Raw genomic sequence first — 26,221 nt, forward strand, 5'->3', positions numbered from 1 at the left:
AACCACGGTTTTCAAGCTAACGCGATTAGAAGCTGGCCGCCGCCTTGCGGTTCTTGCGCAAGCGCTTCCACACCTTGATCTTGCGGCTGGCCGTCTGCCGGACCCTGAACACGAAATCCCCCGCCAGCGCGCGTTCCACCTGCCGGATCGTGCGCGCATCGTGACCGCGGTCGTACGACACCGTCTCAACCCCGCGCGCCGCCTCCAGCATGCTGGCGCAATCGCCATACAAACTCTCGACAAAGATCGGCTTGATGCGCGCGCGCACGCGGCGTCCCTCGGCGCGCGGCAGTTCATACGAATCCTTGACCACGCCGATATAAAAATAGGCGGCCGCGATATCGAAGTGCGTCTTCACCGACTCGTCCACCCCGCGCAGGTCCAGATGCTTGCGCGCCACCGACAGCGCGGCCGCCAGGTCCATGCACCACTTCTCCGAAATAAGCTTGGTGATGCTGGCCGCATGCTGGCGGTAGTCGATGATCGCATGCGGCACATACACCATGCTGGCGCACTGGCTGAGCAAGCGCGGCAGGGTCGACATGTCCTCGAACACGCGGCCCGGCGGAAAAACCGGTGCGTCCAGCTGCTGATAAATGGCGCGCCTGAAGATATTGGCCCAGACGTACATCTGGCGGTCGGCAAAGAAGGTATTCAAGATGGTGGCCTGGTCGCGCAGCAGGCCAGGCGGATAGCGCATGCCGACCCGGTGCGACTTCGCTTCCTGGTCCGGATACCACATCCGGAAGTCGCAGGCGATGACGTCCGGATGATGTTCTGCGATGGCCTGTTCGAGTGCCGCCAGCGAGCCTGCCAGCAGGCGGTCGTCGCTGTCGACAAAGACAATGTATTCCCCGCGCGCGGCGGCAAGGCCGTTATTGCGCGCCACCGCGATGCCCTGGTTGTCCTGCGCCAGCACCTGCGCGGCGATGTCGGGACGCGTGGCCAGCAGCGCACGGATGCGCGCCAGCGTGGCGTCGCTGGAGCCGTCATCGATGACGATCAGTTCATGGGCGCTGCCCATCTGGTCCAGCACCGAATCGAGGCACGGCCCGATGTAGTGCTGCACATTGTAGGCGGGGACGATGATGCTCAGCAGCGGCTGCGGCGCCGGGGCGTGCGTGGCCATAAGCGTTCGTGCTAGCGCGCCAGCCCGACCGGCGCGCGAATGATCTTGTTGACCTGGCTCTCGTGTACCAGCCGGTCGTGATGGTCCGACTGGTCGCGTTCGCGCTCCTTGTGCCACAGGTGGAACACTTCGGTCGCGAAAGCGCCATCCTTGCGCCGCACGCCTGCATTAAACAGGCGCACCACGAAATCGGCATCCTCGTGGCCCCAGCCGCAGAACGATTCGTCGAAGCCGTTCACACGCTCGATATCGCTGCGCCAGGCGCTCAGGTTGCAGCCTTTGATGCGGCGCATCGTAAAGCCGCTGCGTACGCGTCCGAGGTCGGGCAGGCGGATCGCCAGCTGCAGGATCTTCTGGATGTTCCCGGCGCGCCAGGCACGCCACCACACGTCCAGGCCCATTTCGTGCAGGTCGCGCTGCTCGGCCAGGGTGGCGCGGGTAAAGTCGGGACACAGAAGCACGCGGCTGCCGGTGATCATGCAGCCCGGCTGCGCCAGGCGCCGGTGGCTCGCCACGAAATCCTTGCGCGGCACGCAGTCGCCATCGAGGAACACCACATAATCGCCCCGCGCGGCGAGCACGCCCTGGTTGCGTGCGCGCGCCAGGCGAAAACCGTCGTCCGGCTGCCACACGTGGACCAGGCGCCTGTGCGTTCCGGCCGCGATCCGCTCGATGCAGTGGCGCGTGGCCTCGGTCGAACCGTCGTCGGTGACGATGATTTCAAAATCGTCATCTTCCTGCGCCAGGCAGGCGCGCAGCACCGCTTCCAGCGCATCCGGCCGGTTGTAGGTGCTGACGATCAGTGAAATGGTGGTAGGGCGTGGCACGATGATTTCCAGGTGAAGCGATGTTCACTGCCAGCGGCAGCATGCAGTGGTACATACGTATTATACGTGCCCGCCACAGTCAGTCCAGCGTATTGAGCGCCGCCCCGGCGATCCGGCTTCAGGCCAGCCCGCGCGCGGCGCGCACGGTGCGTTCATCGGCGCGCCGGCGCACCAGCGCGCGGTTGCTCGACGCTTCGTCACGCGCATTTTCGCGATGCCAGAGATGGAACACTTCCGTGGCAAAAGCGCCATCCTTGCGCTGGACCCCTGCGTTAAACAGGCGCACCACGAAGTCGGCATCCTCGTGTCCCCAGCCCTCGAAGCTTTCGTCGAAGCCGTTGATCGCCTCGATGTCGGCGCGCCAGGCCGCCATGTTGCAGCCCTTGATGCGGCGCCAGGTAAAGCGCTTCTGCACCCGGCCCAGGTCCGGCAATTTGAACAGCAGCTGCAGCACCTTGTTGATATGACCACGCGCGCGCAGCGCCAGCTTCTCGCCCAGCCCGAGCGCGTGCAGGTCGCGCCGCTCGGCCAGCACGCGCTGCGTGAACGCTTCGTCGAGCAGGATGCGGCTGCCGGTGACCATGAAGCCCGGTTGCGCCAGCATGCGGTGGCGCGCAACGAAATCGTGCTGCGGAATGCAGTCGCCATCGAGCAGCAGGATGTACTCGCCGCGCGAAGCCAGGATGCCCTGGTTGCGCGCCATCGCCAGGCGAAAGCCCTGGTCCGGCTGCCACGCGTGGCGCAGCGGCACTGGGGCGCGCTGTTGCAGGCGCGCGACGCAGTCCCGGGTCGGCTCGCCCGAGCCGTCATCGGCGATGATGATCTCGAAGTGGCGGTCGCTCTGCGCGAAGCAGGCCTCGACCACCGCTTCCAGCGCGTCCGGCCGGTTGTAAGTGGCGATGATGACGGAAATGAGTGCGTCCTGCTGCATGGTCAGGTTCCTGTGGCCGGGACCGGGGCCTGGGCCGGCTGGCGGGGCAGGCGCGCGCTCGCATACAGGGAGCCGGCAAGCAGCAGGAACCAGTACGCTTCCGTCACATCCCACAACAAGCTGTTGAACGAGGAGCTGACCACGTAGATTGCCCACAGCAGCACCAGCGCATCGGCATGGAAGGAGCGCACGGCCAGGGCCGGGCGCAGCAGGCTGGCCAGCATGGCGAAATACAGCAGCAGGCCGGGCAGGCCAAGCTGCGCGGCGATCAGCAAAAATTCGCTGTGCGGCTGGTGGCGCGTTTCGGCCAGTTTGTCCTCCGGCCAGTCCTGGCGCGCGGTCGGCGCATACACTTCGGCGAACGAGCCGGTTCCCAGGCCCGCCAGCGGATGGGCCACGATGATGCCGGTGCCGGCCCTCAGGTAACTCATACGCAGGCCATTGGGCGAGCGTTTCTGGTCGGTGCGCACTTCGGTGATCAGGTCATCGGTGCGCGCCTTGAAGTTGTTCGAGCTGGCGTAAAAGCCGACGAACAGCAGCACGATGGCGCCCACCCCGAAAATCGTGCGCAGCACCGTGAAGCGCACGCGCAGCAGGAACAGCACCACCATGCCCACGAACAGGGTGACGTAACCGGTACGGCCCTGGTTCAGGAAGATGATCGGTACGCTGAACAGCACCCCGGCCACCAGGCACGCCACGCGCGCCCGCGCGCCCTGCACGTAGGTCGCGCCGAGCATGCTGACCACGGTGGCAAAACTGAGCAGGATGCCGATCGTGATGTGATTTTTGAACGAGAACGCGTCCTTGGCGTCGCCGATGCGCCACCAGCCAAGCCGGGAGGTCGGCATCAGGTCGTGCCAGACCAGGTAGTTCGACGTAGCCAGCACGGTGGCGCCGCCGAGGAACGCGGCCAGCGCGCGGGCCGGCATGGCGCGGTCGCGCATGCTGGTGGCCACCGCGATGGGCAGCACCAGCAGGCGCGCATATTTTTTCAGGGCCGAGACGATGTCGGCCTGCGGCCCGATCGACCAGCTCGCGCCGATGGCCAGCAGCGCCAGCAAACCGAGCGCCAGCAGCGCCGGCGGCGTGCGCACGGCGGCTCGCAGCGGGGCGCTGGTGGCCAGCGCGCCCACGAAGCACAGCACGCACAAACCGGCAAAGACATTGGTCAGCCAGGTGGAGAACGGCACACAAAACAGCGCGAGCAGGAGCAGGTACTGGACCGCGCGCTCGAGCCGGGAAATCGGAAAAGCGGGAGAATCTTGCATTGTAGCAATAGCCTTGTTAAGCGACCTCGGTCGTGCATGCCGCGCCGGGAGCGTGGCGATACCGGGTGCAGGCCCCTTGCGGCGCCGGCACCCTGAAAATTGTTCGCCATTTTACAGTACCGTCTCTGGCGGGCGGCCGCCGCGCCGGTGCGAAGCCGGCGAAGCCGCTTCCCGATTGTATTTACACGCTGGCCGCGATGTTGTTATGGCCGCACGCGGACCGCCTGTGCGAGAATGTCGGGCCTCCGGTACCGGCCGCGTCTTAAGATGGCGGCATGCCGCAACCGCACATGGCTTGTAGCCTGAACGCGAAAGAAAACGATGGAAAATAGTGTCATAGTCCGGCGCCTGCTGGCTATCGTCAAACCTTACCGCGCGCGCGCGCTGATGTCGCTGCTGGCCATGGCCGGCACCGCCGTCACCGAGCCGGCGCTCGGCTATGCGCTGCAACTGCTGATCGATAAAGGCTTCGGCCCGAACCGGGTCGAATTCAGCCTGTGGCTGGTGCCACTGGTGCTGCTGTCGATTTTCATCGGGCGCGGCATCTTCACCTTCTCCACCGCCTACCTGAACAACTGGGTGATCAGCCGCGTGCTCAACGACCTGCGGCGCATGGTGTTCGACCGCTTGCTGCGCCTTCCCGTGGCGCGCTTTCATGAAGAATCGACCGGCAAGATCATCAACGTCGTCATCGGCGACGTGCGCCAGGTGGTCGACATGATCAACTCCGTGTTCGTCGCCTACGTGCGCGATTCGCTCGTCATCGTCGGCCTGCTGCTGATGCTGATGTGGACCAACTGGAAGCTGACCCTGATCGCCCTGGTGGTCATGCCGGTCACCGCCGGCATCGTGCGCACCACGGCCAAGCGCATGCGCCGCCTGAGCCGCGACAATCAGCGCGTGACCGCCGAGATGACCCAGGTGGTCGAGGAAGCGGCGCGCGGGCACCAGGTGATCCGCGTGTTCGCCGGCGAGCGTTACGAGCGCGAACGCTTCGAACAGCGCAGCAGCGCGCTGCTCGGCTTCTCGCAGCGCATTACGGTCGCCAGTGCCGCCACCGTGCCGATCACCCAGAGCGCCACCGCGCTGGCGGTGTCGGTGGTGATCGTCATCGCCATGTCATCCGGGATGACGCAGGGAGAATTCATCAGCTTCATCACCATGATGCTGATGCTGCTAGCGCCCCTCAAATCCCTGGTGGGCGTGAACGGTCCGCTGCAGCGCGGCATGGCCGCCGCCGAAACGGTGTTCGCCATGATCGACACCCCGGTCGAAGCAGACCCGGGCAAGGTCGTCATCGAGCGCGCGCGCGGGCACCTGCAGCTCCAGAACGTGCTGTTCCGCTACACCGACAACAACCCGCTGGCGCTGGGCGGCGTCACGCTCGACGTGCTGCCGGGGCAGACCGTGGCGCTGGTGGGCATGTCGGGCGGCGGCAAATCGACATTCGTGAACCTGGTCACGCGCTTTTATTCGCCGCAAGGCGGGCGCATTCTGCTCGACGGCGTGCCGTACGAAGACATCACCCTGCAAAGCCTGCGCGCGCAGCTGGCCATGGTCAGCCAGAATGTGGTGCTGTTCGACGACACCCTGGGCGCCAACATCGCCTACGGCGCCGAACGGGTCGACCCGGCGCGCCTGGCCGCGGCCATCACGGCGGCCCACCTGGACGACGTGGTGGCGGCCCTGCCGCAAGGCGTCAATACCCCGATCGGCGAAAACGGCATGCGCCTGTCGGGCGGCCAGCGCCAGCGCGTGGCGATCGCACGCGCCATCTACAAGGATGCGCCGATCCTGATCCTGGACGAAGCTACCTCCGCCCTCGACAACGAATCGGAACGCGCGGTGCAGGGCGCGCTCGACACCCTGATGGCCGGGCGCACCACGCTCGTCATCGCGCACCGCCTCTCGACCATCGAACGCGCCGACCGCATCGTGGTGCTCGACCAGGGCCGGATTGTCGAAGCGGGCCGCCACGACGAACTGCTGGCGCTGGACGGCATGTACGCCAACCTGTACCGCCTGCAGTTCGCCAACAAGGTGGAAGCATGAGCATTGGCCGCACCCTGATCATTTCGCCGAACTGGATCGGCGACGCGGTCATGGCCCAGCCGCTGCTGCAGCTGCTCAAGCAGCAGCATCCGGCGCGCCCGATCGACGTGCTGGCGCCGCCCTCGGTGGCGCCGGCGTGGCGCGCCATGGCGGAAGTCGACAGCGTGCTCGAAACCCCGTTCCGCCACGGCGCGCTACAGCTGGGCGAGCGCTGGCGCTACGCCAAGGTGCTGCGCGCGCGCGGCTACGTCGACGCCTACGTGCTGCCCAATACGATCAAGTACGCGCTGATCCCGTGGCTGGCCGGGATTGCGCGCCGGGTCGGCTACAAGGGCGAAATGCGTTACGGGCTGCTCAACGTCGTGCATCACGACGACAAGCCCAAACGCCCGATGGTGCCGTTTTACGCCGCCCTGGCCGGCGCGCCGGGCGCCGCGCTGCGGGCCGACGTGCCGCGGCCGGCGATGCGTGTCAGCCAGGAGCAGATTTTTGAAGTGCGCGCGCGCCATGGCATGGGTGGAGCGGGGCGGCTGGTGGTGTTTGCCCCCGGCGCCGAATTCGGCGCCGCCAAGCGCTGGCCGGCGCGCCACTTCGCCGCGCTGGCGCAATCGGTGCGCGAGCGGGATCCGTCTGCGCACATTGCGTTGCTCGGCTCCCCCAAGGACCGCGAAGCCTGCGCCGAGATCACGGCCCTGACCGGAACCGACGGCATCCACAACGTGGCCGGCGCCACCTCGCTGGCGGAAGCCATTGCGCTCATTGCCGGCGCCGCCGCGGTGGTGGCCAACGATTCCGGGCTGCTGCACATTGCCTCGGCGCTGAACCGGCCGGTAATTGCGCTGTACGGCCCGACCGATCCAGACCATGCACCGCCGTTCTCCGACATCGCGCGCTCGATCTCGCTGCGGCTGGCCTGTTCGCCCTGCCGCCAGCGCGAATGCCCACTGGGCCACCACGACTGCATGGAAAAGCTCGAACCCGCCATGGTCTGGCATGAGCTGCGCCAAATGTGAATCCGTCACCGCGCCGTGGGAGTAAAATCATGGCGCGATGCTGTTTTTGACAAGGTTAATTGATGAACCATCCCGTCATTCCGATCATGGCCCAGGGCAGCACCCGCCAGCGCAAGCGCCAGGCGCCCAAGGGCCGCCGCGTCGATCCGCAAGCGCTGCTGGAGGTGCAGGCGCTGCTGGGCGCGCAATCGCGCCAGCGCGACCTGCTCATCGAGCATCTGCACAGGATCCAGGATGCCTTCGGCTGCCTGTCGCACACCCATCTGGCGGCGCTGGCGCAGGAAATGAAGCTGGCGCAGACCGAGGTCTACGAGGTCGCCACCTTCTACCATCACTTCGATGTCGTCCGTGAGGGTGACAGCGCGCCGCCGGCGTTGACAGTGCGCGTGTGCGACGGCCTGTCGTGCGAGATGGCCGGCGCGCGCGACCTGATCGAGCGCCTTCCCGCCATCCTGGGCGTTGACGTGCGCGTACTGGCCGCGCCGTGCGTCGGCCGCTGCGAACAAGCCCCGGCAGCCGTGGTCGGCCAGCACCCGCTGGCCCATGCCAGCTGCGACACGGTGGCGGCCGCGGTGGCGCACGGCCACACCACGCATGCGCCCACCGGCTACATCGACTACGACAGCTACCGCGCCGCCGGCGGCTACGTGCTGGCACGCGAATGCCACGACGGCCAGCGCGATGCCGAAGCGCTCATCACGACCATGGAAACATCGAGCCTGCGCGGCCTTGGCGGCGCCGGTTTCCCGACCGGGCGCAAATGGCGCATCGTGCGCAATGAGCCTGGCCCGCGTTTGATGGCGATCAATATCGACGAGGGCGAGCCTGGCACTTTCAAGGACCGCTATTACCTCGAACGCGACCCGCACCGCTTCCTCGAAGGCGCGCTGGTGGCGGCCTGGGTGGCCGGCGTCGACACCATCTATATTTACCTGCGCGACGAATACCACGGCTGCCGCGCGATGCTCGAAACCGAACTGGCGCGCCTGCGCGCCGACCCGCCGTTCCAGTCCATGCCCGAATTGATCCTGCGCCGCGGCGCCGGCGCCTACATCTGCGGCGAAGAATCGGCGATGATCGAATCGATCGAGGGCAAACGCGGCATGCCGCGCCTGCGTCCCCCGTACGTGGCCCAGGTCGGCCTGTTCGGGCTGCCCACCCTGCAGCACAACTTCGAGACCCTGCACTGGGTGCGCGCCATCGTCGAGCAGGGAGCCGACTGGTTCAGCGGCCAGGGACGCCACGGCCGCAAGGGATTGCGTTCGTTTTCGGTCTCGGGCAGGGTAAGCGAACCGGGTGTCAAGCTGGCCCCGGCCGGCATCACCGTGCAGGAACTGATTGATGAATACTGCGGCGGCATGGCACCGGGCCACCAGTTTTACGGCTACCTGCCGGGCGGCGCATCCGGCGGCATCCTGCCCGCCGCGCTCAATTCGATCCCGCTCGACTTCGACACCTTGCAGCCGTACGGCTGCTTCATCGGTTCGGCCGCCGTGGTGGTGCTGTCGGACCAGGATTCGGCGGTGGCGGCCGCGCGCAACACACTGCGCTTTTTCAAGGACGAATCGTGCGGGCAGTGCACGCCGTGCCGCGTCGGCACCGCCAAGGCGCTGGCGCTGATCGAACAACCGCACTGGGACACGCCGCTGCTTGCCGAACTGTCGCAGGTGATGCGCGACGCGTCGATCTGCGGCCTTGGCCAGGCCGCGCCCAATCCATTCGACTGCGTCGTCAAATACTTTTCACATGAACTGGTGAAGCCATGAATGCGATCAGCAGGAGCAAGCATGCGGCGTTGCAGGGCGCGCCGGTGGAGCTGGAAATCAACGGCCGGCAGGTAGCAGCCTTTGCCCACGAAACGCTGATCGAGGTGGCCGCGCGCGAAGGCATCGAGATCCCGCGCCTGTGCTACAAGCCCGGCATGGACACGGCCGGAAACTGCCGCGCGTGCATGGTGGAGATCGATGGCGAGCGCGTATTGGCGCCATCCTGCTGCCGCCATCCGGCCGCCGGCATGAAGGTCAGTACCGACAGCGCGCGCGCCGTGGCCGCGCAAAAGATGGTGCTCGAACTGCTGCAGTCCGACATGCCCGAACGGGCCTACACGCGCCACAACGAAGTCGATTTCTGGGCGCGCAAGCTCGCTCTCGGCCAGCCGCGTTTCGCCGCGCGCAGCCAGCCGTCCCGCGACGCCTCGCACGCCGCCATCACCGTCAATCTTGACGCCTGCATCCAGTGCACGCGCTGCGTGCGCGCCTGCCGCGACGAGCAGGTCAACGACGTGATCGGCCTGGCCTTGCGCGGCGACCACGTCAAGATTGTGTTCGACATGGATGACCCGATGGGCGACTCCACCTGCGTCGGCTGCGGCGAATGCGTGCAGGCTTGCCCGACCGGCGCCCTGATGCCGGCGCGCGACGCCGCCCTGGCCGTACCGGACAAACAGGTCGATTCGGTATGCCCCTACTGCGGCGTGGGCTGCCAGCTGACTTACAACATCAAGGACAACAAGATCCTGTTCGTCGAGGGGCGCGATGGCCCGGCCAACCGCGAACGCCTGTGCGTCAAGGGCCGCTATGGTTTCGATTATGCGCACCATCCGCACCGCCTGACGGTGCCGCTGATCCGCCGCGCCGACGCGCCCAAGAGCGGCGAATTCACCATGGACCCGGCGCGCGTGCTCGATGTGTTCCGCGAGGCCACCTGGGAAGAAGCGCTCGATGCCGCCGGCGGCTCGCTGGCGCGCATCCGCGACACCTACGGCAAGCGCGCGCTGGCCGGCTTCGGCTCGGCCAAGGGCAGCAACGAAGAAGCCTATCTGTTCCAGAAGCTGGTACGCACCGGATTCGGCAGCAACAACGTCGACCACTGTACCCGCCTGTGCCACGCATCGTCGGTGGCGGCCCTGCTGGAAGGGATCGGATCGGGCGCGGTATCGAACCCGGTGATGGACGTGACCCTGGCCGAGGTGGTGATCGTCATCGGCGCCAACCCGACCGTCAACCATCCGGTGGCGGCGACCTGGATCAAGAACGCCATCAGGAACGGCACCAAGCTGGTAGTGTGCGACCCGCGCCGCTCGGACCTGGCGCGCAGCGCGCACCGCTACCTGCAGTTCAAGCCCGATACCGACGTGGCCCTGCTCAACGCGATGATGCACGTGATCGTGGCCGAAGGCCTGGTCGACCAGGACTTCATCGCCAGCCGCACCATCGGCTACGCGGAGCTGGAACAGAACGTGGCCGGCTACAGCCCTGAGCTGATGGCGCCGATCTGCGGCGTCGACGCCGACACCATCCGCTACGTGGCACGCCTGTACGCGACCTCGAAAGCGTCGATGATCTTGTGGGGCATGGGCATTTCACAGCACATCCACGGTACCGACAACGCGCGCTGCCTGATCGCGCTGGCGCTGATGACCGGCCAGATTGGCCGCCCCGGCACCGGCCTGCATCCGCTGCGCGGCCAGAACAATGTGCAAGGCGCGTCCGACGCCGGGCTGATCCCGATGATGTTTCCCGATTACCAGCGGGTCGACAACCCGCTGGCGCTGGCGAAGTTCGAACAGGCCTGGGGCATGCCGCTCGACTCCACGCCCGGCCTGACGGTGGTCGAGATCATGCACGCCATACCGCGCGGCGAAATCCGCGGAATGTACATCATGGGCGAAAACCCCGCCATGTCCGACCCCGACGCCAACCACGCCCGCGCTTCGCTGGCCGCGCTCGATCACCTGGTGGTGCAGGATATCTTCCTCACCGAGACCGCCTACCTGGCCGACGTGATCCTGCCGGCCAGTGCTTTTCCCGAAAAGACGGGCAGCTTTACCAACACCGACCGCCTGGTGCAGATCGGGCGCCAGGCCATCGATCCGCCGGGCCAGGCCAGGCAGGATTTGTGGATTATCCAGCAGATGGCCGCGCGCCTGGGCCTTGACTGGCAGTACGGCCATGTGTCGGAGGTGTTCGACGAAATGCGCCGCATCATGCCGAGCATCGGCGGTATTACGTGGGACAGGCTGGAGCGCGAGCACGCCGTCACCTATCCGTGCACCAAGGAGGGCGATCCGGGCCAGCCGGTGGTCTTCACCGAGCAGTTCCCGCGCGAGTCCGGCCGCGCGCGTTTCGTCCCGGCCGATATCATTCCGGCCGACGAGCGCCCCGACGCCGCGTATCCGATGGTGCTCATCACCGGCCGCCAGCTCGAACACTGGCATACCGGCAGCATGACGCGCCGCACGGCGGTGCTGGACGCGATCGAACCTGACCCGGTGGCGCTGGTCCACCCGCTCGACCTGGCGGCGCTGGGCGGCAAACCGGGCGACGTGGTGACCATTGCCTCGCGCCGCGGCGAAGTGGCCCTGTATGCGCGCGCCGACGACAGTTCGCCGCGCGGCGCGATCTTTGTGCCGTTCTGCTATTACGAAGCGGCCATCAACCGCCTGACCAATGCCGCGCTCGACCCGTTCGGCAAGATCCCCGAGTTCAAATACTGTGCCATCCGCGTGGCGCTCGGCGGCGTGGTGGAGCAGCAGGGCAGTTTCGGCGGCGGCCAGGTACTGGCGCGGATGAGCATCACATGACACTGCCGCAACTGAGCGACGCCCGCGCGGCCCTGACCCACGAGGTCGAGGTGCTCGATGAACGCGGCCGCCTCTCCACCATCGCCATCCCGGCCGAGCGGCCGCTGACGGTATATGTGGACAAGCGCGAGCTGGTCACGCTGATGACCCTGGGCGGCGCGCCGGAAGCGCTCACGCTGGGCTACCTGCGCAACCAGCGCCTGGTGAAATCGATCGCTGACATCGTCTCGGTACAGGTCGACTGGTCGGTCGATGCGGTGGCGGTGCTCACGCGCGGCGGCATCGCCGATGTCGAGGCGCGCACCTCGAAGAAGGTGGTCACCACCGGCTGCGGCCAGGGCTCGGTATTCGGGGGGCTGATGGACGATATCGACCAGATCGTGCTGCCACCCGATGCGCGCATTGCGCAGTCCACCGTGTACCGCATCGTCGAGACCATCCGCACGCAGCAATCGATCTACAAGCAGGCCGGCTCGGTGCACGGCTGCGCGCTGTTTTCGAACGCGGGCGAGCTGCTCTATTTCGTGGAGGACGTGGGCCGCCACAACGCGGTCGACGCCATCGCCGGGCGCATGTGGCTCGACGGCGTGGCCGGTAGCGACAAGGTGTTCTACACGACCGGCCGGCTGACGTCGGAGATGGTCATCAAGGGCGCGCAGATGGGCATCCCCTTCCTGCTGTCGCGCTCCGGCACCACGCAGATGGGCCACATGGTCGCCGACAGGATCGGCATGGCCCTGCTGGCGCGCTGCACCGGCAAGCACTTCCTGCTGCTGACTGGCCACGGGCGCCTCGACTTCGAGCCGCTGCCGCCCTGATGTCGCTGCCCGAGGCCACGCACGCCGCATTCGCGCTGCTGCTGTCGGGCGACGCCGCGCTATGGGGCATCGTCTGGATCTCGCTCAAGACCAGCGTGCTTGGCCTGCTGCTGGCGGCGCCGCCGGCGGTAGTGCTCGGCTATGCGATTGCCAGCTACCGCTTCCCGGGCCGCCGCATCGCCATCTGGCTGGTGCAGGCCACCTTGTCGCTGCCGACGGTCCTGATTGGCCTGCTGCTGTATCTGCTGCTGTCGCGCCACGGCCCGTGGGGTTCGCTGCACTGGCTGTTTTCGCAGCCGGGCATTGTGCTCGGCCAGTGCATCATCGCCACGCCGGTGCTGGTGGCCTTCACACTGGCGGCGGTGCAGGCGCTCGACCCGCGCTACGCCGACACCGCGATCGCCCTGGGCGCGTCGCGCTGGCGCACCATGCTCACGGTGCTGCACGAAGTGCGCTTCGGCGTCATGGCGGCGGTGATCAGTGGCTTCGGGCGCGTGATTTCGGAAGTCGGCTGCGCGCTCATGGTGGGCGGAAATATCGCCGGCGAAACGCGCACCATCACCACCGCCATCGCGCTCGAAACGAGCAAGGGCGAGTTCGCGCAGGGCATTGCGCTGGGCATCGTGCTGGTGGCGCTGGCGCTGGCCATGAACGGCGCGCTGATGCTGCTGCAGGGCGACACCCGCACCGCGGGAGCCGGCGCATGAGTGCCTTGCTGCGTATCGACAAGTTGCGCAAGGCCCATGGCCCACGCGTGCTGTTCGAGCTTGACGATGTGGTGCTCGACGCGGCGCGCGCCTACGTGCTCACCGGGATCAACGGCGCCGGCAAGAGCAGCCTGCTGCGCGTGCTGGCCGGACTGGAACCCGGAGAGGCATCCGGCGTCACGTGGCAAGGGCAGCCGCTGGCCTTGTCGCCGTACCCGCCGCTGCTGCGCGAGGCAATCGTGTATGTGCACCAGCATCCGGTGATGTTCTCGACCAGCGTGGCGGCCAACATCGGCTACGGCCTGCGTGCGCGCGGCGTCGCAAAAGCGCAGGCGGCGCAGGCGGTGGCGCAAGCCATGGCATGGGCCGGCGTCGAGCATCTGCAGGGCAGCGATCCGGCCCGCCTGTCGGGCGGCGAGGTGCAGCGCGTGGCGCTGGCGCGTGCCTGGGTATTGCGGCCCGCGCTGCTGCTGCTCGACGAACCGACCGCCAACCTCGATGGCGCCGCGCGCGAACAGGTGATCGCGCTCATCCCGGCCCTGGTGGTTGCCGGCAGCACGGTGGTGATGGCCTGCCACGACCGTGACCTGATCGGCATGTCCGGCGTGCAGCGCCTTAAACTACGTGACGGAAAGCTCGAATACAAATGATCAGGTACACCGCATTGGCCCTCTGGCTCTGCGCCGCCTCCCCGCTGGCCCTGGCCGCCGACCAGGTCCTGCGCCTGTCCACGACCACCAGCACCGACAATTCCGGCCTGCTGGCCTGGCTGCTGCCTCCGTTCGAGGCCAAGGCAGGCCTGAAGGTGCACGTGATTGCCGTCGGCAGCGGCAAGGCGCTGGAACTGGCGAAGAATGGCGATGTCGACGTCACCCTGGTGCATGCACGCGCCGCCGAGGATCGCTTCGTGGCCGACGGCCATGGCGTCGGCCGGCGCGACGTGATGTACAACGATTTTCTGCTGGCTTGCCCGCCGTCGGACCGTGCCGGCCTCAAAGGCGGGTCCGACATCGTCGCCGCCCTGCGCAAGCTGGCGGCCAGCGACGTGCGCTTCGTCTCGCGCGGCGATAATTCCGGCACCGACCAGATGGAAAAGAGCTACTGGAAGGCTGCCGGCGTGCTGCCGCCGCCGGCGCGCTACCTGTCGGCCGGCCTGGGCATGGGCGAGGTGCTGACCATGGCGGCCGAGCTGCAAGCCTGCACCCTGACCGACCGTGCCACCTTCGCCACCTACAAGGACAAAACCGGGCTGGCGATCCTGGTGCAGGGCGACCCCAGGATGTTCAATCCCTACGGGATCATCGCCGTCAATCCGGCGCGCCACCCGGGCCTCAACGAGCGCGGCGCGCGCCTGCTGATCGACTGGATCACGTCCGCCGAAGGGCAGGCCAGGATTGCCGGCTTCAGGCCGGGCGGCCAGCAGCTGTTTTTCCCGTCGGCGCAACGGTAGCGCAAGACTGTACCGGAAGGGCGTAAGATAGCGGCCTTGCGCGCGGCGCAGGGTGCGGTAAACAAGCCAGCGGCAAGGAGGAAGACGACGTGAGAGTTCTGTTATTTGGCGCCACCGGCATGGTCGGGCAGGGCGCGTTGCGTGAATGCCTGCAGGCCGCCGACGTGGAGCAGGTCGTGGCCATCGGACGCACGCCAACCGGGCAGCACCATCCCAAGCTGCGCGATCTGGTGCATGCCGATCTGTTCAACTTCGCCAGCGTGGCGGCGCAGCTGGAAGACTTCGATGCCTGCTTTTTTTGCGTCGGCGTGACGTCCTCGCGCATGAGCGAGCCTGACTACACCCGGTTGACGTACGACATGACCCTGGCCGCTGCCAACGCAGTGGTCGCGCTCAATCCGCGCATGGTGTTCGTATATGTGTCGGGCGCGGGAGCCGACAGCAGCGAAACCAGCGCCACCATGTGGGAGCGCGTGCGCGGGCGCACCGAAAACGCGCTGCTGGCGCTGCCTTTTCGCGGCGTGTACATCTTCCGCCCGGGGATGATCCAGCCGCTCGACGGCATCAAGTCCAAGACCACCGCTTACCGCATTTTCTATTCGCTGATGAAGCCCGTGCTGCCGCTGCTGCGCGGGGCCATGCCGAACCACGTGCTGACCACGCGCCAGGTTGGGCAGGCCATGCTGGCCGTGGTGCGCAACGGCGCGCGCAAGCGGGTGCTGGAGAGTGCCGACATCGCCGCGCTGGGGCGCAACGCCACCGCGCCGTAAGCCGTCGATGGGCCGGCGCCACCACCACAACGTGTATGTGATCGAGCTGTCGCAGGACGTGCTGTACGAACCGCGTTTCAAGAAGTCGAACCCGGATTACGTGACCGGAAAACCGTGCGTATACGTGGGGATGACGGGATTGAGTCCCGACCTGCGCTTCGACAAGCACAAGGCGGGCATCCAGGCCAACAAATTCGTGCAAAAGTATGGTCTGCGCCTGCTGCCCGCGCTGTACGCGGTCTACAACCCGATGCCCTACGCGGGCGCGGCCGACATGGAAGTCGAACTGGGCATCGGGCTGCGCGAGGCCGGCTACGGCGTGTGGCAAGCGTGACGCGTCAGCGCACGCTCTGGATCAGGAAGCTGGCCTGGCCGCAGCTGCTCTTCGAGCGCTTGACCTGGCCCGGGCTGCAACTGCGCGAGCTGCCGTTCTTGTCGTAGCAGGCATGCACCTCGCGCAAAAAGCGCCCGCCGCTTGCGCAGAACGGCAGCACGCCATCCCTGGCCAGACCCGGATTGGCGCTCTTGAAGGCGCTGTACAACTCCTCGTTCGTGGTGCGTACGGGCGCCGCCGGTTTCTGATACGGCTCGGGGATCGCCAGTTGATCCTTGAGTTTGGCCGACAGCTCGAAATACGCCGCCGGTTCCAGCCCGGAGCAGGTACCGTGCTTGCTCCATTCGTGGCCGATCAGTTTCGGCGACGGGAACAGCGGCGTGTATTTTTCGCGCACATCGTTTGGCAGCTTCTGGTTGCTGCAGTTGGACGGATAGCCCGATTCGTACTGCGGCCATAGCCCGTGCAGCACGAAGCCGAGCTGGCGCCCGACCGCGCATTGATCCGGATCGCTACGGCTGGCGCAGTAGGACGGCGACCAGCTCATCGCCACCGAATAGTAGTCGAACTGCCCGGTGACCGCCCGGGGTGCCTTGGCGTGAGCGGCCCCGGCCAGGGCCATCAGTGCCACCAGTGCGTATTGCCGTAATTGGACCATGATAGTGCTCCGCTTCAAGGGTTGAATGAATGACTATTTTATCTGCAATTGTGTGTAAATAGCATTGATCGAACCCCTTCCTGATTGAAACCAAGCTCCCGGCAAACAGGGACCGGCCCGGCGCTTGTCAGCCGGCTGATAAAATAGCCCGTTCTGGTCAACGTGAAGATTCAAAATGGAAAAAATCATCCCCTATTTCGGCGCCATCGATCTGGCCTTGCCGAATGAATATAACGAAGCGATCTACTCTGTCGACGGACGGGAAATTGACCTGTCGCTCGCTTTTTTCAACGCATTCGAGGGCGAGGATGGGATCACCGAATTTTCTGCGGTGAAAGATCTCGATCCGGCCGTGCTCGACCGGGTCGCCCGCTTCATGGAAGAGCTCGACAGCAAGATCGCACTGGCCCGGGCGGCCTGCATCGCCGACTTCCATGCCAATGGCGAAGTGCGGGACACGTACATCGATCATCATCTGTCCGAGTTGTCGCCCGAAGAACTGGCGGCACTGATTGACGGTACCGATGCATCGCTGCCGGTTGAAGAGCGCATGCTGGCGACGCTCCACCTGTGCCACATCGGTCTGCATCCCATGCCGGACGAATCGGACGGCTCGTTCGCCATGTTCGATTTCACCTTCGGCGAAGACCTGACCAACTATGTGGTCGCGGTCAAGTTCGCGGAAGACGGAACGATTCAGTCGGTCGACGTCGAAAGCTGATACGGCCCTGGACCGGGCCGCGCGTCAGGCAGCGCGGCGTGGCCGGCGCAGGCGCGCCACGCCGATGGCGGCCGCGCCGAGCGCCATCAGCGCGAGCGAGACCGGTTCCGGCACCGCATTGACCTGGCTGATCGCGAAAGCGGTCTGGCCGGTCCAGATCAAGCCGCGCGTTTGCACGCCGCCCGCGCTGCGGTAGTTGTAGACGTATTCTTCGCCGGTGATCGTCGAACTGTTGATCTGGTACCCGATGTCCGAGATGGACCACGTGGTGGAGAATTTCAGCGGGCCGCCGATCCGGTAGCCGAACCGTTCAATCGTGCATTTCCAGTAGTACTGGTCCCCCACGCCGCAACCGATGTAATCGTTGGAGCCGTTGTGCTTGAACGAAATCAGTTCGTTGGCCCCGAACAGCCCGTCCCGATTGACGTCGTCCGCGATAAAACTGCCGGCGATGACCGCTGCCGGATCGAAGCGGTCGGCTTCCTTGTCGAAAAAACCCGTATAGCTGAACTTGAACTCGATGGGCCCCGCCTGGGCTGCGGCGGTGCAGCATGCAAGTGCCGCCGCACTGATGAATCTACCGAACATGGCTACCTCCGCTGAGGAATGCTACGAATCGCCGGGGCTGGCAACGCACCCGGCCGGCCACGTGAAGGCCACGTGGTCAGCGGATCGTAGCAGGCGTGCTCGTGCGCTCGGTAGCATATGCGCAACACATAAAGGATTTACTGTAGAAAAAATTTATCATCGAAAATTTTAACTATGGGAATATTTTATTGGCCGTTTTCTTGGGCTGCGGCAAAAATTCTCTTGCCCAGCGCCATCACATCAGAATGACGTCGTACTGCTCCTGGTGATACGCCGTCTCCACCTGCAGCGAAATCTGCTTGCCGATGAAGTCGCCCAGCATCGCCAGGTGCTGCGATTCCTCTTCCAGGAACAGGTCGACCACCTCTTGCGAGGCGAGGATGCGGAACTCGCGCGGATTGAACTGCTTCGCTTCGCGCATCAGCTCGCGCAGGATTTCGTAGCAGATGGTGCGGCTGGTTTTCACCTGGCCCTTGCCGGCGCAGGCCGGGCAGGGTTCGCACAGGATATGCGCGAGCGACTCGCGCGTGCGCTTTCTCGTCATCTCCACCAGCCCCAGCGCCGAAAAGCCCGACACCGACACCTTGGTGCGGTCGCGCGAGAGCGTCTTTTTCAACTCCTGCAGCACCGCGTGGCGATGCTCGTTGTTGTCCATGTCGATGAAGTCGAGGATGATGATGCCGCCCAGGTTGCGCAGCCGCAGCTGGCGCGCGATTGCGTGCGCCGCTTCCAGGTTGGTCTTGAAGATGGTATCGGCAAAATTGCGCCCGCCAACGAAGCCGCCCGTGTTCACGTCGATCGTCGTCATCGCCTCGGTCTGGTCGACGATCAGGTAGCCGCCCGATTTCAGGTCCACCCGCCGTCCGAGCGCGCGCAGGATTTCCTCCTCCACGCCGTACAGGTCGAACAGCGGGCGCTCGCCCGTGTAGTGCTGCAATCGCGTGAGCACCGTCGGCGTGTAGGCTTTCGCAAATTCGACCAGCATGGCGTGGTTCTCGCGCGAGTCGACCTGGATGGTGGCCGTCTCGTCGTGCACGAAGTCGCGCAGCACGCGCTGGGCCAGGCTCAGGTCCTGGTACAGCAGGCTGGTGGCGGGACGCGTGCGTGCGCCGTGGCAGATCGCGCCCCAGGTCTTGCGCAGGTAGTCCACGTCGGCCGCCAGGTCGCTGTCGGAGGCTTCCTCGGCCATGGTGCGCACGATGTAGCCGCCTTTTTCCTCGGGCGGCAGCAGGCTGTGAAGGCGTGTCCGCAGCAGTTCGCGCTCCGATTCCTTTTCGATTTTCTGCGAGATGCCGATATGGCTGTCCTGCGGCAGGTACACCAGCATGCGCCCGGCGATCGAAATCTGGGTCGACAGGCGCGCGCCCTTGGTGCCGATCGGGTCCTTGATCACCTGTACCGTCAGCACCTGGCCGTCGAACAGGATCTTTTCGATCGGGGTCGGCGCCACGCTCGGGCCTTCATGGGTGCGCGCTTCCCAGATGTCGGCCACGTGCAGAAAAGCCGCGCGTTCCAGGCCGATGTCGATAAAGGCCGACTGCATCCCCGGCAGCACGCGCACCACCTTGCCCGAGTAGACGTTACCGGCCAGGCCGCGCGTGAGCGTGCGCTCGATGTGCAGTTCCTGCACGGCGCCTTGCAGGATGAGCGCCACGCGCGTCTCCTGCGGAGTGATGTTAATGAGGATGTCTTCGTTCATTGTTCAGGGCCGCCGTGCAGATGATGGTGTTAGGGACGAGGCCTGGGAGGCAGGGCCGCAGCGCGTGCGCAATCGCATCAGGCCAGCGGAATGCCCGCTTCGCGCAGCAGTTGCGCGGTCTCGAACAGGGGCAGTCCGACGATGCCGGAGTGGCTGCCTTCGATATGTTCGACGAACAGCGCGGCCAGGCCCTGCAGGCCGTAGCCGCCCGCCTTGTCGTACGGTTCGGGAGTGGAGCAGTAAGCCTTGATCGACGCTGGCGAAAGCTTGGCGAAGCGCACCTGGGACACCTGGGTGACCTGGCGCTGCATGTCGGTGTGATGGACCGCGATCGCGGTCAGCACCTGGTGCGTGCGTCCGGACAGGCGTTCGAGCATTTCCTTCGCCTCGATGGGCGAGCCGGGTTTGCCGAGGATCTGGCCATCGATGGTGACGGTGGTGTCGGCCGCCAGCACCGGACGCAGGGTCAGGCGGCGGTGCTGCACCATCTTCCAGCCGAAGGCCGCTTTTTCGTTGGCCACGCGCGCCACGTAGTCGATGGCCGCTTCGCCCGGGTTCACCAGTTCGGTCACGTCCGGACCGCGCGGCGTATCGTTGCGCAGCGTGAGCAGCTCGAACTCCACGCCGATCTGGCGCAGCAATTCACGCCGGCGCGGGCTTTTGGAAGCAAGGTAGATTTTTCTGTCGATCGGTTTCATCGGATTCCCGTTTTCTCAGACGCGATGATAAGGGTGATTCTGCGTGATCGACCACGCCCTATACAACTGCTCGGCAAGCATAACACGCACGATGCCGTGCGGGAGCGTCATACTGGAAATACGAATCAGCCCCTCGGCGCGCGCCTTGAGTTCGGGATCGAGGCCGTCGGCCCCGCCGATCAGGAAGACGGTGTCGCGCCCGTCCTGCTGCCACTGCATCAGCTGCTGGGACAGGCCCACGCTGGTCAGGTCCTTGCCGCGTTCATCGAGCGCGATCAGGCGTGCGCTCTTGGGCAGGACCGCTTCGATGCGCTCGCGTTCGAGCGCCATGGCGGTGGCCGCCGTTTTGCTGCCGGAGCGTTCGACCGGCTTGATTTCCTTGAGCACGATGCGCAATTCAGGAGGCATGCGCTTCGTGTACTCGGAAAAGCCGGTTTCGATCCAACCGGGCATCTTGTGGCCGACCGCAGCGATAATGAGCTGCATCGACGCTTACTCTGCGTCTTTTTTGGCGACGCGCTTGATGACTTTTTTGACCGGCACGGCGTCCGCTGGTGCTTTTGGCGCCTTGACGGCGGCTGCGCGTTTCGGCGGCAGTGCCTTGAGGGCCTTGACGGCTGCTTCTTCGGTCTTGGTCGCGGCGACCTTGACCACTTTGCCGACAGCTTTCGACGCTGCTTTTTTGGCAGGCGCCTTTTTGGCGGCGGCGGGGGTCTTGGCGGCTGCGGCTTTTTTGGCTGCGGGTTTGCGCTCATTGACCGGTTTGACTTCAGGCGCTTCCTGGGTCGAGGCGAGGTGCTTCGACTTTGGCTTCGCTTCGGCCGCTTCGGCTGCTTCCACGGTGCCTTTGCGCTTGGCCGCGCCGAGCTTCACAGGCTTGTCGCCCCAGATTTCCTCGAGACGGTAGTACTGGCGGATCGCCGGCTGCATGATGTGGACGATCATGTCGCCCAGATCGACCAGGACCCATTCGCCGGTGTCTTCGCCTTCGATGCCGATCACGTCGCCGCCGGCTGCCTTGACCTTGTCGCGCACGGAGGCGGCAAGCGCCTTGGTCTGACGGTTGGAGGTGCCGGAAACGACGGCGATGCGGTCAAAAAGGCTGGTCAGGTGAACGGTATCGAACACGGTAATGTCCTGGCCCTTCACATCTTCGAGGGCGTCGACGACGAGGGTCTGCAGTTTTTTAATATCCATTAGATTTCGTATAAATTATGTTGTTGAATATAGTCTAGCACTACCGGGGAGATAAGCGAGTTTGCCTTCTCGCCCCGTTGTAATGCCGCACGAATCTGGGTGGCGGAGATGTCCACGTCCAGCGTCTCGGCCAGGTAAGCCCTGCCGGACGGGGTGTTACGCAATTGCGCCAGGCTGCCCCGGCGCATGGTGAGTTCTTCGGCGACGGCCGCCGGCAATGCCGCATCGGCCATCGAAAATCCCGGGCGCGCAGCCACGCCGATATGGGCCAGCTCGAACAGCGCGCGCCATTCGCGCCAGCTGTCGAGCTGCTGCAGCTGGTCCGATCCCATCAGGAATACGATCGATGCCTGCGGCCCGAGTTCGGCGCGTACGCTGCGCAGTGTGTCGATGGTGTAGGTCGGCGTGCCGCGTTCGATTTCCTGCAGGTCCAGCGCGACCGGGCGAGCGGCGCCGGCAAAGGCCAGGCGCAGCATGGCGACGCGGTCGGCGTCGCTGGCCTGCAAGCGGCTCTTCTGCCACGGACTGCCGGCCGGCAGGATGCGCAGCTGATCCGGTTCGAGCAGGGTGGCAAACAAGGTGGCCAGCGCCACATGACCATTATGAACCGGGTCGAAACTGCCTCCCAGCAGTGCGACGCACAAGGTCACGTAAGGAGCCAGTCGCGATGGACCAGAAAGTCGCTGTACAGCGCCGCTTCGGCGCTGCCGGCTTCCGGGTGCCAGTCGTAGCGCCACTTGACGATCGGCGGCATCGACATCAGGATCGCTTCGGTGCGCCCGCCCGACTGCAGGCCGAACAGGGTGCCGCGGTCCCACACCAGGTTGAATTCCACATAGCGGCCGCGCCGGTATGCCTGGAAATCGCGTTCGCGCTCGCCGTACGGCGTGTCCTTACGGGCCATCAGGATCGGCAGGTAGGCCTTGACGAAGGAGTCGCCCACGCTTTGCGTCATCGCGTACGACAGGTCGAAACCGGCTTCGTTGAAGTCGTCGAAGAAAATCCCGCCCACGCCGCGCGGTTCCTTGCGGTGTTTCAGGTAAAAATAATCGTCGCACCAGCGCTTGAAGCGCGCGTGCAGCGTGCTGCCGAAGGGCGCGAGCGCATCATGGCAGGTCTGGTGGAAGTGGCGCGTATCGCCTTCGTCGCCGTAGTAGGGCGTCAGGTCCATGCCGCCGCCGAACCACCATACCGGCTCCTCGCCGGGTGCGGTGGCGGTGAAGAAGCGCACGTTCATGTGGACCGTCGGCGCGTACGGATTGCGCGGATGGACCACCAGCGACACGCCCATCGCTTCCCAGGCGCGGCCGGCCAGTTCGGGACGCGAGGCCGCGGCCGATGGCGGCAGGTTGGCGCCCATCACGTGCGAGAAGTTGACGCCGCCGCGTTCCAGGACATTGCCTTCCTCGATCAGGCGCGAGATGCCGCCGCCGCCCTCGGGCCGTTCCCATTCTTCATGCAGGAACGGCTTGCCGTCGGCGTCTTCGAGCGCTTGCACGATGCGCGCTTGCAGGTCGAGTAGCCAGGCCTTGACGGCCGCAGGGGAAGGGGATGACATCGGGGAGCGGGATCGGGGAATAAAAATTGAGGACGAATTGTACACCGTCCGCGCATTTTATGATATGCGCAGCTAATACACCGTCGTTTCTGCCAATGGCAGGAACGACGGGGGCTGCGGCAATGTCGGTGACTACGGGGACGATGGCAGGCGCTTAGTGCTTCAACCCACGCCACCCAATATCACGGCGGAACTGCGCGCCGTTGAAGTGGATTTTGTCGACCGTTTCGTAAGCCTGCTTCTGCGCCATCTTCACGCTGTCGCCCAGGCCGACCACGCACAGTACGCGCCCACCGCTGGTCACCAGCTTGCCGTTGGCCTGCTGCGTACCCGCATGGAAGGTCACGCATTCCGGCGTTTCGGCGGGAATCCCGTCGATCACATCGCCCTTGCGCGGATCGTCCGGATAACCGGCGGCGGCCATGACCACGCCCACCGCCGTGCGGCGGTCCCATTCCAGTTCGACCGTGTCGAGCGTGCCGTTCACCGCATGCTCCATCACCGTCAAAAGGTCGCTCTTGAGGCGCGCCATGATCGGCTGCGTCTCGGGGTCGCCCATGCGGCAGTTGAATTCCAGCGTCTTCGGGTTGCCTTTGTCGTCGATCATCAAGCCCGCATACAGGAAGCCGGTGAACGGAATGCCGTCCTTGGCCATGCCGTTGATGGTCGGGTTGATAATCTCGCGCATCACGCGCGCATGCATGGCCGGCGTGACGATCGGCGCCGGCGAATATGCGCCCATGCCGCCCGTGTTCGGACCTTCATCGGCATCCTTGAGGCGCTTGTGATCCTGGCTGGTCGCCAGCGCCAGGATGTTCTTCCCGTCGCACATGACGATGAAGCTCGCTTCCTCGCCCGCCAAAAACTCTTCGATCACGATGCGCGCGCCGGCGTCGCCGAAACGATTGTCGGCCAGCATATGGTCGACCGCCTGGTGCGCTTCTTCCAGTGTCATCGCGACAACCACGCCCTTGCCGGCCGCCAGGCCGTCGGCCTTGATGACGATCGGCGCGCCGTTGGCGTCGATGTAGGCGTGCGCCTGCGCCACGTCCGAAAACGTCTGGTAAGTCGCCGTCGGAATGCCATGGCGCTGCATGAAGGCCTTGGCGAAGTCCTTCGAGCTTTCCAGCTGCGCCGCTTCTTTGGTAGGCCCGAAAATCTTCAGGCCGCGGCCGCGGAACAGGTTGACGATGCCGGCCGCCAGCGGCGTCTCGGGACCGACCACGGTCAGGGCGATGCCTTCGCGCTGGGCGAATTCGGCCAGCTGCTCCGGATCGGTCAGTTCGACGTTGACGAGGCGGATGTCGCGCGCCGTGCCGCCATTGCCCGGGGCAACGTAGACCATCTGGATACGTTCGGATTGGGCCAGTTTCCAGGCCAGTGCATGTTCACGGCCGCCAGAGCCGACTACCAGGATTTTCATAGGAGCTTAATCTTCGATCAGGACGTTGGTATAGACTTCCTGCACATCGTCGAGGTTCTCGAGCGCGTCGAGAATTTTTTGCATCTTGATGCCGTCTTCGCCGCCGATCACGGTCTCGGTCGACGGTTTCATGATGATCTCGGCCACTTCGGCCTTGAAGCCGGCCGCTTCCAGTGCTTCCTTCACGGTGGCGAAGCTGAACGGATCGCACAGCACTTCGAAACCGCCTTCTTCGTCGGCCACCACATCTTCGGCGCCCGCTTCGAGGGCCGCTTCCATCAACTTGTCTTCGTCCACGCCGGGCGCGAACAGGAACTGGCCGCAGTGCTTGAACATGAAGGCGACCGAACCTTCGGTGCCCATGTTGCCGCCGTGTTTATTGAAGGCGTGGCGCACTTCGGCCACCGTGCGTACGCGGTTGTCGGTCATGCAGTCGACGATGATGGCCGCGCCGCCGATGCCGTAGCCTTCGTAGCGCACTTCTTCGTAGTTCACGCCTTCGAGTCCGCCCGAGCCGCGCAAGATGGCGCGCGTGACGTTCTCTTTCGGCATATTGGCGTCAGCCGCCTTGTCCACCGCCAGGCGCAGGCGCGGATTGGTGGCGATGTCGGGGCCGCCCATGCGCGCGCCAACGGTGATTTCCTTGATCAATCGGGTCCAGATCTTGCCGCGCTTGGCGTCGGTAGCGGCCTTCTTGTGCTTGATATTGGCCCATTTGCTGTGTCCAGCCATGTCGAAATTTCCTTAGACGGTATGCATCAGTGGCCGACATTTTACCATAGCGGCCCTGCCAAAATCCGCCGGCCGCCAGCCAGTTTGCGCGATTCGTTCTACAATCGGTGCATGAACAAAAGCGCAACGGCCGCCGCCGCCCACTTGACCCCGCGCCCGGCCCTGCTGGCCGGCCTGACCCTCGCCATCGCGGGCGCGGTGCTGTTTTCGGCCAAGGCCGTCCTGGCCAAGCTGATGTACCGCTACCAGGTCGACGCCGTTACCGTGATCGCGTTTCGCATGCTGTTCTCGCTGCCGGTGTTCGCCGCTGTCGCGCTCTGGAAGATGCGCACCGAAGCGCCGCTGTCCCCGCCCGACCGCTGGCGCCTGGTGTTCCTGGGCGTGATCGGCTACTACCTCTCCAGTTACCTCGATTTTCTCGGTCTGCAGTTCATTTCGGTCGGGCTGGAACGCCTGATCCTGTTCCTCACGCCGACCTTCGTGCTGCTCATTACCTCGGTGTTCCTCAAGCGGCACATCAGCCGCATCGAGTGGCTGGCCCTCCTTGTATCCTACTGCGGCATCGTGCTGGTGTTCGTACACGACTTGCACGGCGGCGCCGGCAGCACCGCCATCGGCGCGCTGCTGGTGCTCGGCTCGGCCCTGTCGTACGCGGTCTACCTGTTGATGTCGGGCGAGATGGTGCGCCGCATCGGCTCCCTGCGCCTGGTGGCGTATGCGATGTGCGTATCGAGCGTGGTCTGCATCGGCCAGTTCTTCGTGCTGCGGCCCGTGTCCATGCTGGTCCAGCCGGCGGCGGTGTACTGGTATTCGCTGGCCAACGGGATTTTCTGCACCGTGCTGCCGGTCTTCATGACCATGATCGCGGTGCAGCGCATCGGCGCCTCCACCGCTTCGCAGGCCGGCATGATCGGCCCCGTCTCGACCCTGTTCCTCGGCGCGCTGGTGCTGGGCGAGCCGATCACCGGCGTGCAGGTGGGCGGCACCGCGATGGTCCTGGCGGGTATTTACATGCTGTCGAAGAAAAAATAGCCATCCACACCCGACCCACGAAAGCAGACTG

The 26,221-nt window shown here is 65.3% G+C and carries 26 protein-coding genes; 12 read left to right on the forward strand and 14 right to left on the reverse strand.

Annotated elements, in window-relative coordinates:
* Positions 1-25: 25 nt before the first annotated feature.
* From RBA40_RS29475 to RBA40_RS29490, 4 genes are all read right to left on the reverse strand, one after another.
* On the reverse strand, positions 26-1,129 hold the full coding sequence (locus tag RBA40_RS29475; protein WP_306652127.1) for a glycosyltransferase family 2 protein: 1,104 nt from the start codon (positions 1,127-1,129) through the stop codon (positions 26-28).
* A gap of 11 nt (positions 1,130-1,140) precedes the next feature.
* Positions 1,141-1,956, reverse strand: a complete 816-nt coding sequence (locus RBA40_RS29480) for a glycosyltransferase family 2 protein (protein ID WP_306628011.1) — start codon at positions 1,954-1,956, stop codon at positions 1,141-1,143.
* A gap of 118 nt (positions 1,957-2,074) precedes the next feature.
* Positions 2,075-2,887, reverse strand: coding sequence for a glycosyltransferase family 2 protein (locus tag RBA40_RS29485; protein WP_306652129.1), 813 nt, complete (start codon positions 2,885-2,887; stop codon positions 2,075-2,077).
* A gap of 2 nt (positions 2,888-2,889) precedes the next feature.
* A complete protein-coding gene (locus tag RBA40_RS29490; RefSeq protein ID WP_306652131.1) occupies positions 2,890-4,158 on the reverse strand; it encodes an O-antigen ligase family protein in 1,269 nt (422 codons plus the stop codon).
* A gap of 321 nt (positions 4,159-4,479) precedes the next feature.
* On the opposite strand from RBA40_RS29490, the gene msbA reads away from it, so the two are divergent.
* The 10 genes from msbA to RBA40_RS29540 all read left to right on the forward strand — a co-directional run bounded on the left by msbA (position 4,480) and on the right by RBA40_RS29540 (position 15,884).
* Positions 4,480-6,210: a lipid A export permease/ATP-binding protein MsbA gene (msbA, locus tag RBA40_RS29495; RefSeq protein ID WP_306652133.1), complete on the forward strand. Its 1,731-nt coding sequence runs from the start codon at positions 4,480-4,482 to the stop codon at positions 6,208-6,210.
* Entirely contained in the window at positions 6,207-7,223 is a 1,017-nt protein-coding gene (gene waaF / locus RBA40_RS29500; protein ID WP_306652134.1) for a lipopolysaccharide heptosyltransferase II, read from the forward strand. Before msbA ends, waaF begins: the two co-directional genes overlap by 4 nt.
* A gap of 62 nt (positions 7,224-7,285) precedes the next feature.
* Positions 7,286-8,989, forward strand: a complete 1,704-nt coding sequence (locus RBA40_RS29505; protein ID WP_306652136.1) for an NAD(P)H-dependent oxidoreductase subunit E — start codon at positions 7,286-7,288, stop codon at positions 8,987-8,989.
* Entirely contained in the window at positions 8,986-11,805 is a 2,820-nt protein-coding gene (fdhF, locus tag RBA40_RS29510; protein WP_306652138.1) for a formate dehydrogenase subunit alpha, read from the forward strand. The genes RBA40_RS29505 and fdhF overlap by 4 nt, the downstream gene beginning before the upstream one ends.
* Entirely contained in the window at positions 11,802-12,623 is an 822-nt protein-coding gene (locus RBA40_RS29515) for a formate dehydrogenase accessory sulfurtransferase FdhD (RefSeq protein WP_306652140.1), read from the forward strand. Before fdhF ends, RBA40_RS29515 begins: the two co-directional genes overlap by 4 nt.
* A complete protein-coding gene (locus tag RBA40_RS29520) occupies positions 12,623-13,330 on the forward strand; it encodes an ABC transporter permease (RefSeq protein WP_306652141.1) in 708 nt (235 codons plus the stop codon). The genes RBA40_RS29515 and RBA40_RS29520 overlap by 1 nt, the downstream gene beginning before the upstream one ends.
* Positions 13,327-13,980: an ABC transporter ATP-binding protein gene (locus RBA40_RS29525; protein WP_306652143.1), complete on the forward strand. Its 654-nt coding sequence runs from the start codon at positions 13,327-13,329 to the stop codon at positions 13,978-13,980. Before RBA40_RS29520 ends, RBA40_RS29525 begins: the two co-directional genes overlap by 4 nt.
* Positions 13,977-14,780 carry an ABC transporter substrate-binding protein gene (locus tag RBA40_RS29530; RefSeq protein WP_306652145.1) on the forward strand — a complete coding sequence of 268 codons (804 nt, stop codon included), beginning with the start codon at positions 13,977-13,979 and terminating at the stop codon, positions 14,778-14,780. The genes RBA40_RS29525 and RBA40_RS29530 overlap by 4 nt, the downstream gene beginning before the upstream one ends.
* An 89-nt stretch (positions 14,781-14,869) precedes the next feature.
* On the forward strand, positions 14,870-15,550 hold the full coding sequence (locus RBA40_RS29535) for an NAD(P)H-binding protein (protein ID WP_306652147.1): 681 nt from the start codon (positions 14,870-14,872) through the stop codon (positions 15,548-15,550).
* A 7-nt stretch (positions 15,551-15,557) separates the two neighbouring features.
* Positions 15,558-15,884 carry a hypothetical protein gene (locus tag RBA40_RS29540; RefSeq protein ID WP_306652148.1) on the forward strand — a complete coding sequence of 109 codons (327 nt, stop codon included), beginning with the start codon at positions 15,558-15,560 and terminating at the stop codon, positions 15,882-15,884.
* A gap of 4 nt (positions 15,885-15,888) precedes the next feature.
* Here the strand turns inward: RBA40_RS29540 and RBA40_RS29545 are convergent, their stop codons facing one another.
* Complete coding sequence (locus RBA40_RS29545; RefSeq protein WP_306652150.1) at positions 15,889-16,542, reverse strand: ribonuclease T2 family protein; 654 nt, start codon at positions 16,540-16,542, stop codon at positions 15,889-15,891.
* Between the two features lie 175 nt (positions 16,543-16,717).
* On the opposite strand from RBA40_RS29545, the gene RBA40_RS29550 reads away from it, so the two are divergent.
* On the forward strand, positions 16,718-17,263 hold the full coding sequence (locus RBA40_RS29550) for a DUF2004 domain-containing protein (protein WP_306652151.1): 546 nt from the start codon (positions 16,718-16,720) through the stop codon (positions 17,261-17,263).
* A gap of 24 nt (positions 17,264-17,287) precedes the next feature.
* On the opposite strand, the gene RBA40_RS29555 is transcribed toward RBA40_RS29550, so the two are convergent.
* From RBA40_RS29555 to RBA40_RS29595, 9 genes are all read right to left on the reverse strand, one after another.
* Entirely contained in the window at positions 17,288-17,851 is a 564-nt protein-coding gene (locus RBA40_RS29555; RefSeq protein ID WP_306652153.1) for a PEP-CTERM sorting domain-containing protein, read from the reverse strand.
* A 235-nt stretch (positions 17,852-18,086) separates the two neighbouring features.
* Positions 18,087-19,550: a ribonuclease G gene (rng, locus tag RBA40_RS29560; protein ID WP_099875362.1), complete on the reverse strand. Its 1,464-nt coding sequence runs from the start codon at positions 19,548-19,550 to the stop codon at positions 18,087-18,089.
* 77 nt (positions 19,551-19,627) lie between these two features.
* Positions 19,628-20,248 carry a Maf family protein gene (locus RBA40_RS29565; RefSeq protein WP_099875363.1) on the reverse strand — a complete coding sequence of 207 codons (621 nt, stop codon included), beginning with the start codon at positions 20,246-20,248 and terminating at the stop codon, positions 19,628-19,630.
* 15 nt (positions 20,249-20,263) lie between these two features.
* Positions 20,264-20,734, reverse strand: coding sequence for a 23S rRNA (pseudouridine(1915)-N(3))-methyltransferase RlmH (gene rlmH, locus RBA40_RS29570; RefSeq protein ID WP_054264401.1), 471 nt, complete (start codon positions 20,732-20,734; stop codon positions 20,264-20,266).
* A gap of 6 nt (positions 20,735-20,740) precedes the next feature.
* Positions 20,741-21,445: a ribosome silencing factor gene (rsfS, locus tag RBA40_RS29575; protein ID WP_099875364.1), complete on the reverse strand. Its 705-nt coding sequence runs from the start codon at positions 21,443-21,445 to the stop codon at positions 20,741-20,743.
* Positions 21,445-22,095 carry a nicotinate-nucleotide adenylyltransferase gene (locus RBA40_RS29580; RefSeq protein WP_306652154.1) on the reverse strand — a complete coding sequence of 217 codons (651 nt, stop codon included), beginning with the start codon at positions 22,093-22,095 and terminating at the stop codon, positions 21,445-21,447. The genes rsfS and RBA40_RS29580 overlap by 1 nt, the downstream gene beginning before the upstream one ends.
* The gene (hemF, locus tag RBA40_RS29585; protein ID WP_306652156.1) at positions 22,092-23,003 is read right to left on the reverse strand and encodes an oxygen-dependent coproporphyrinogen oxidase; all 912 of its coding nucleotides are present in this window, start codon (positions 23,001-23,003) and stop codon (positions 22,092-22,094) included. The genes RBA40_RS29580 and hemF overlap by 4 nt, the downstream gene beginning before the upstream one ends.
* Positions 23,004-23,157: 154 nt before the next feature.
* Positions 23,158-24,426, reverse strand: coding sequence for a phosphoribosylamine--glycine ligase (gene purD / locus RBA40_RS29590; RefSeq protein ID WP_306652158.1), 1,269 nt, complete (start codon positions 24,424-24,426; stop codon positions 23,158-23,160).
* A 6-nt stretch (positions 24,427-24,432) separates the two neighbouring features.
* Entirely contained in the window at positions 24,433-25,158 is a 726-nt protein-coding gene (locus RBA40_RS29595) for a YebC/PmpR family DNA-binding transcriptional regulator (protein WP_306652159.1), read from the reverse strand.
* A 111-nt stretch (positions 25,159-25,269) separates the two neighbouring features.
* Between RBA40_RS29595 and RBA40_RS29600 the strand changes: the two genes are divergently transcribed.
* A complete protein-coding gene (locus tag RBA40_RS29600; protein ID WP_306652160.1) occupies positions 25,270-26,190 on the forward strand; it encodes a DMT family transporter in 921 nt (306 codons plus the stop codon).
* Positions 26,191-26,221: the final 31 nt, after the last annotated feature.

The sequence above is a fragment of the Massilia pseudoviolaceinigra genome, assembly GCF_030846505.1.
Taxonomy (GTDB): Bacteria; Pseudomonadota; Gammaproteobacteria; order Burkholderiales; family Burkholderiaceae_D; genus Telluria_A; species Telluria_A violaceinigra.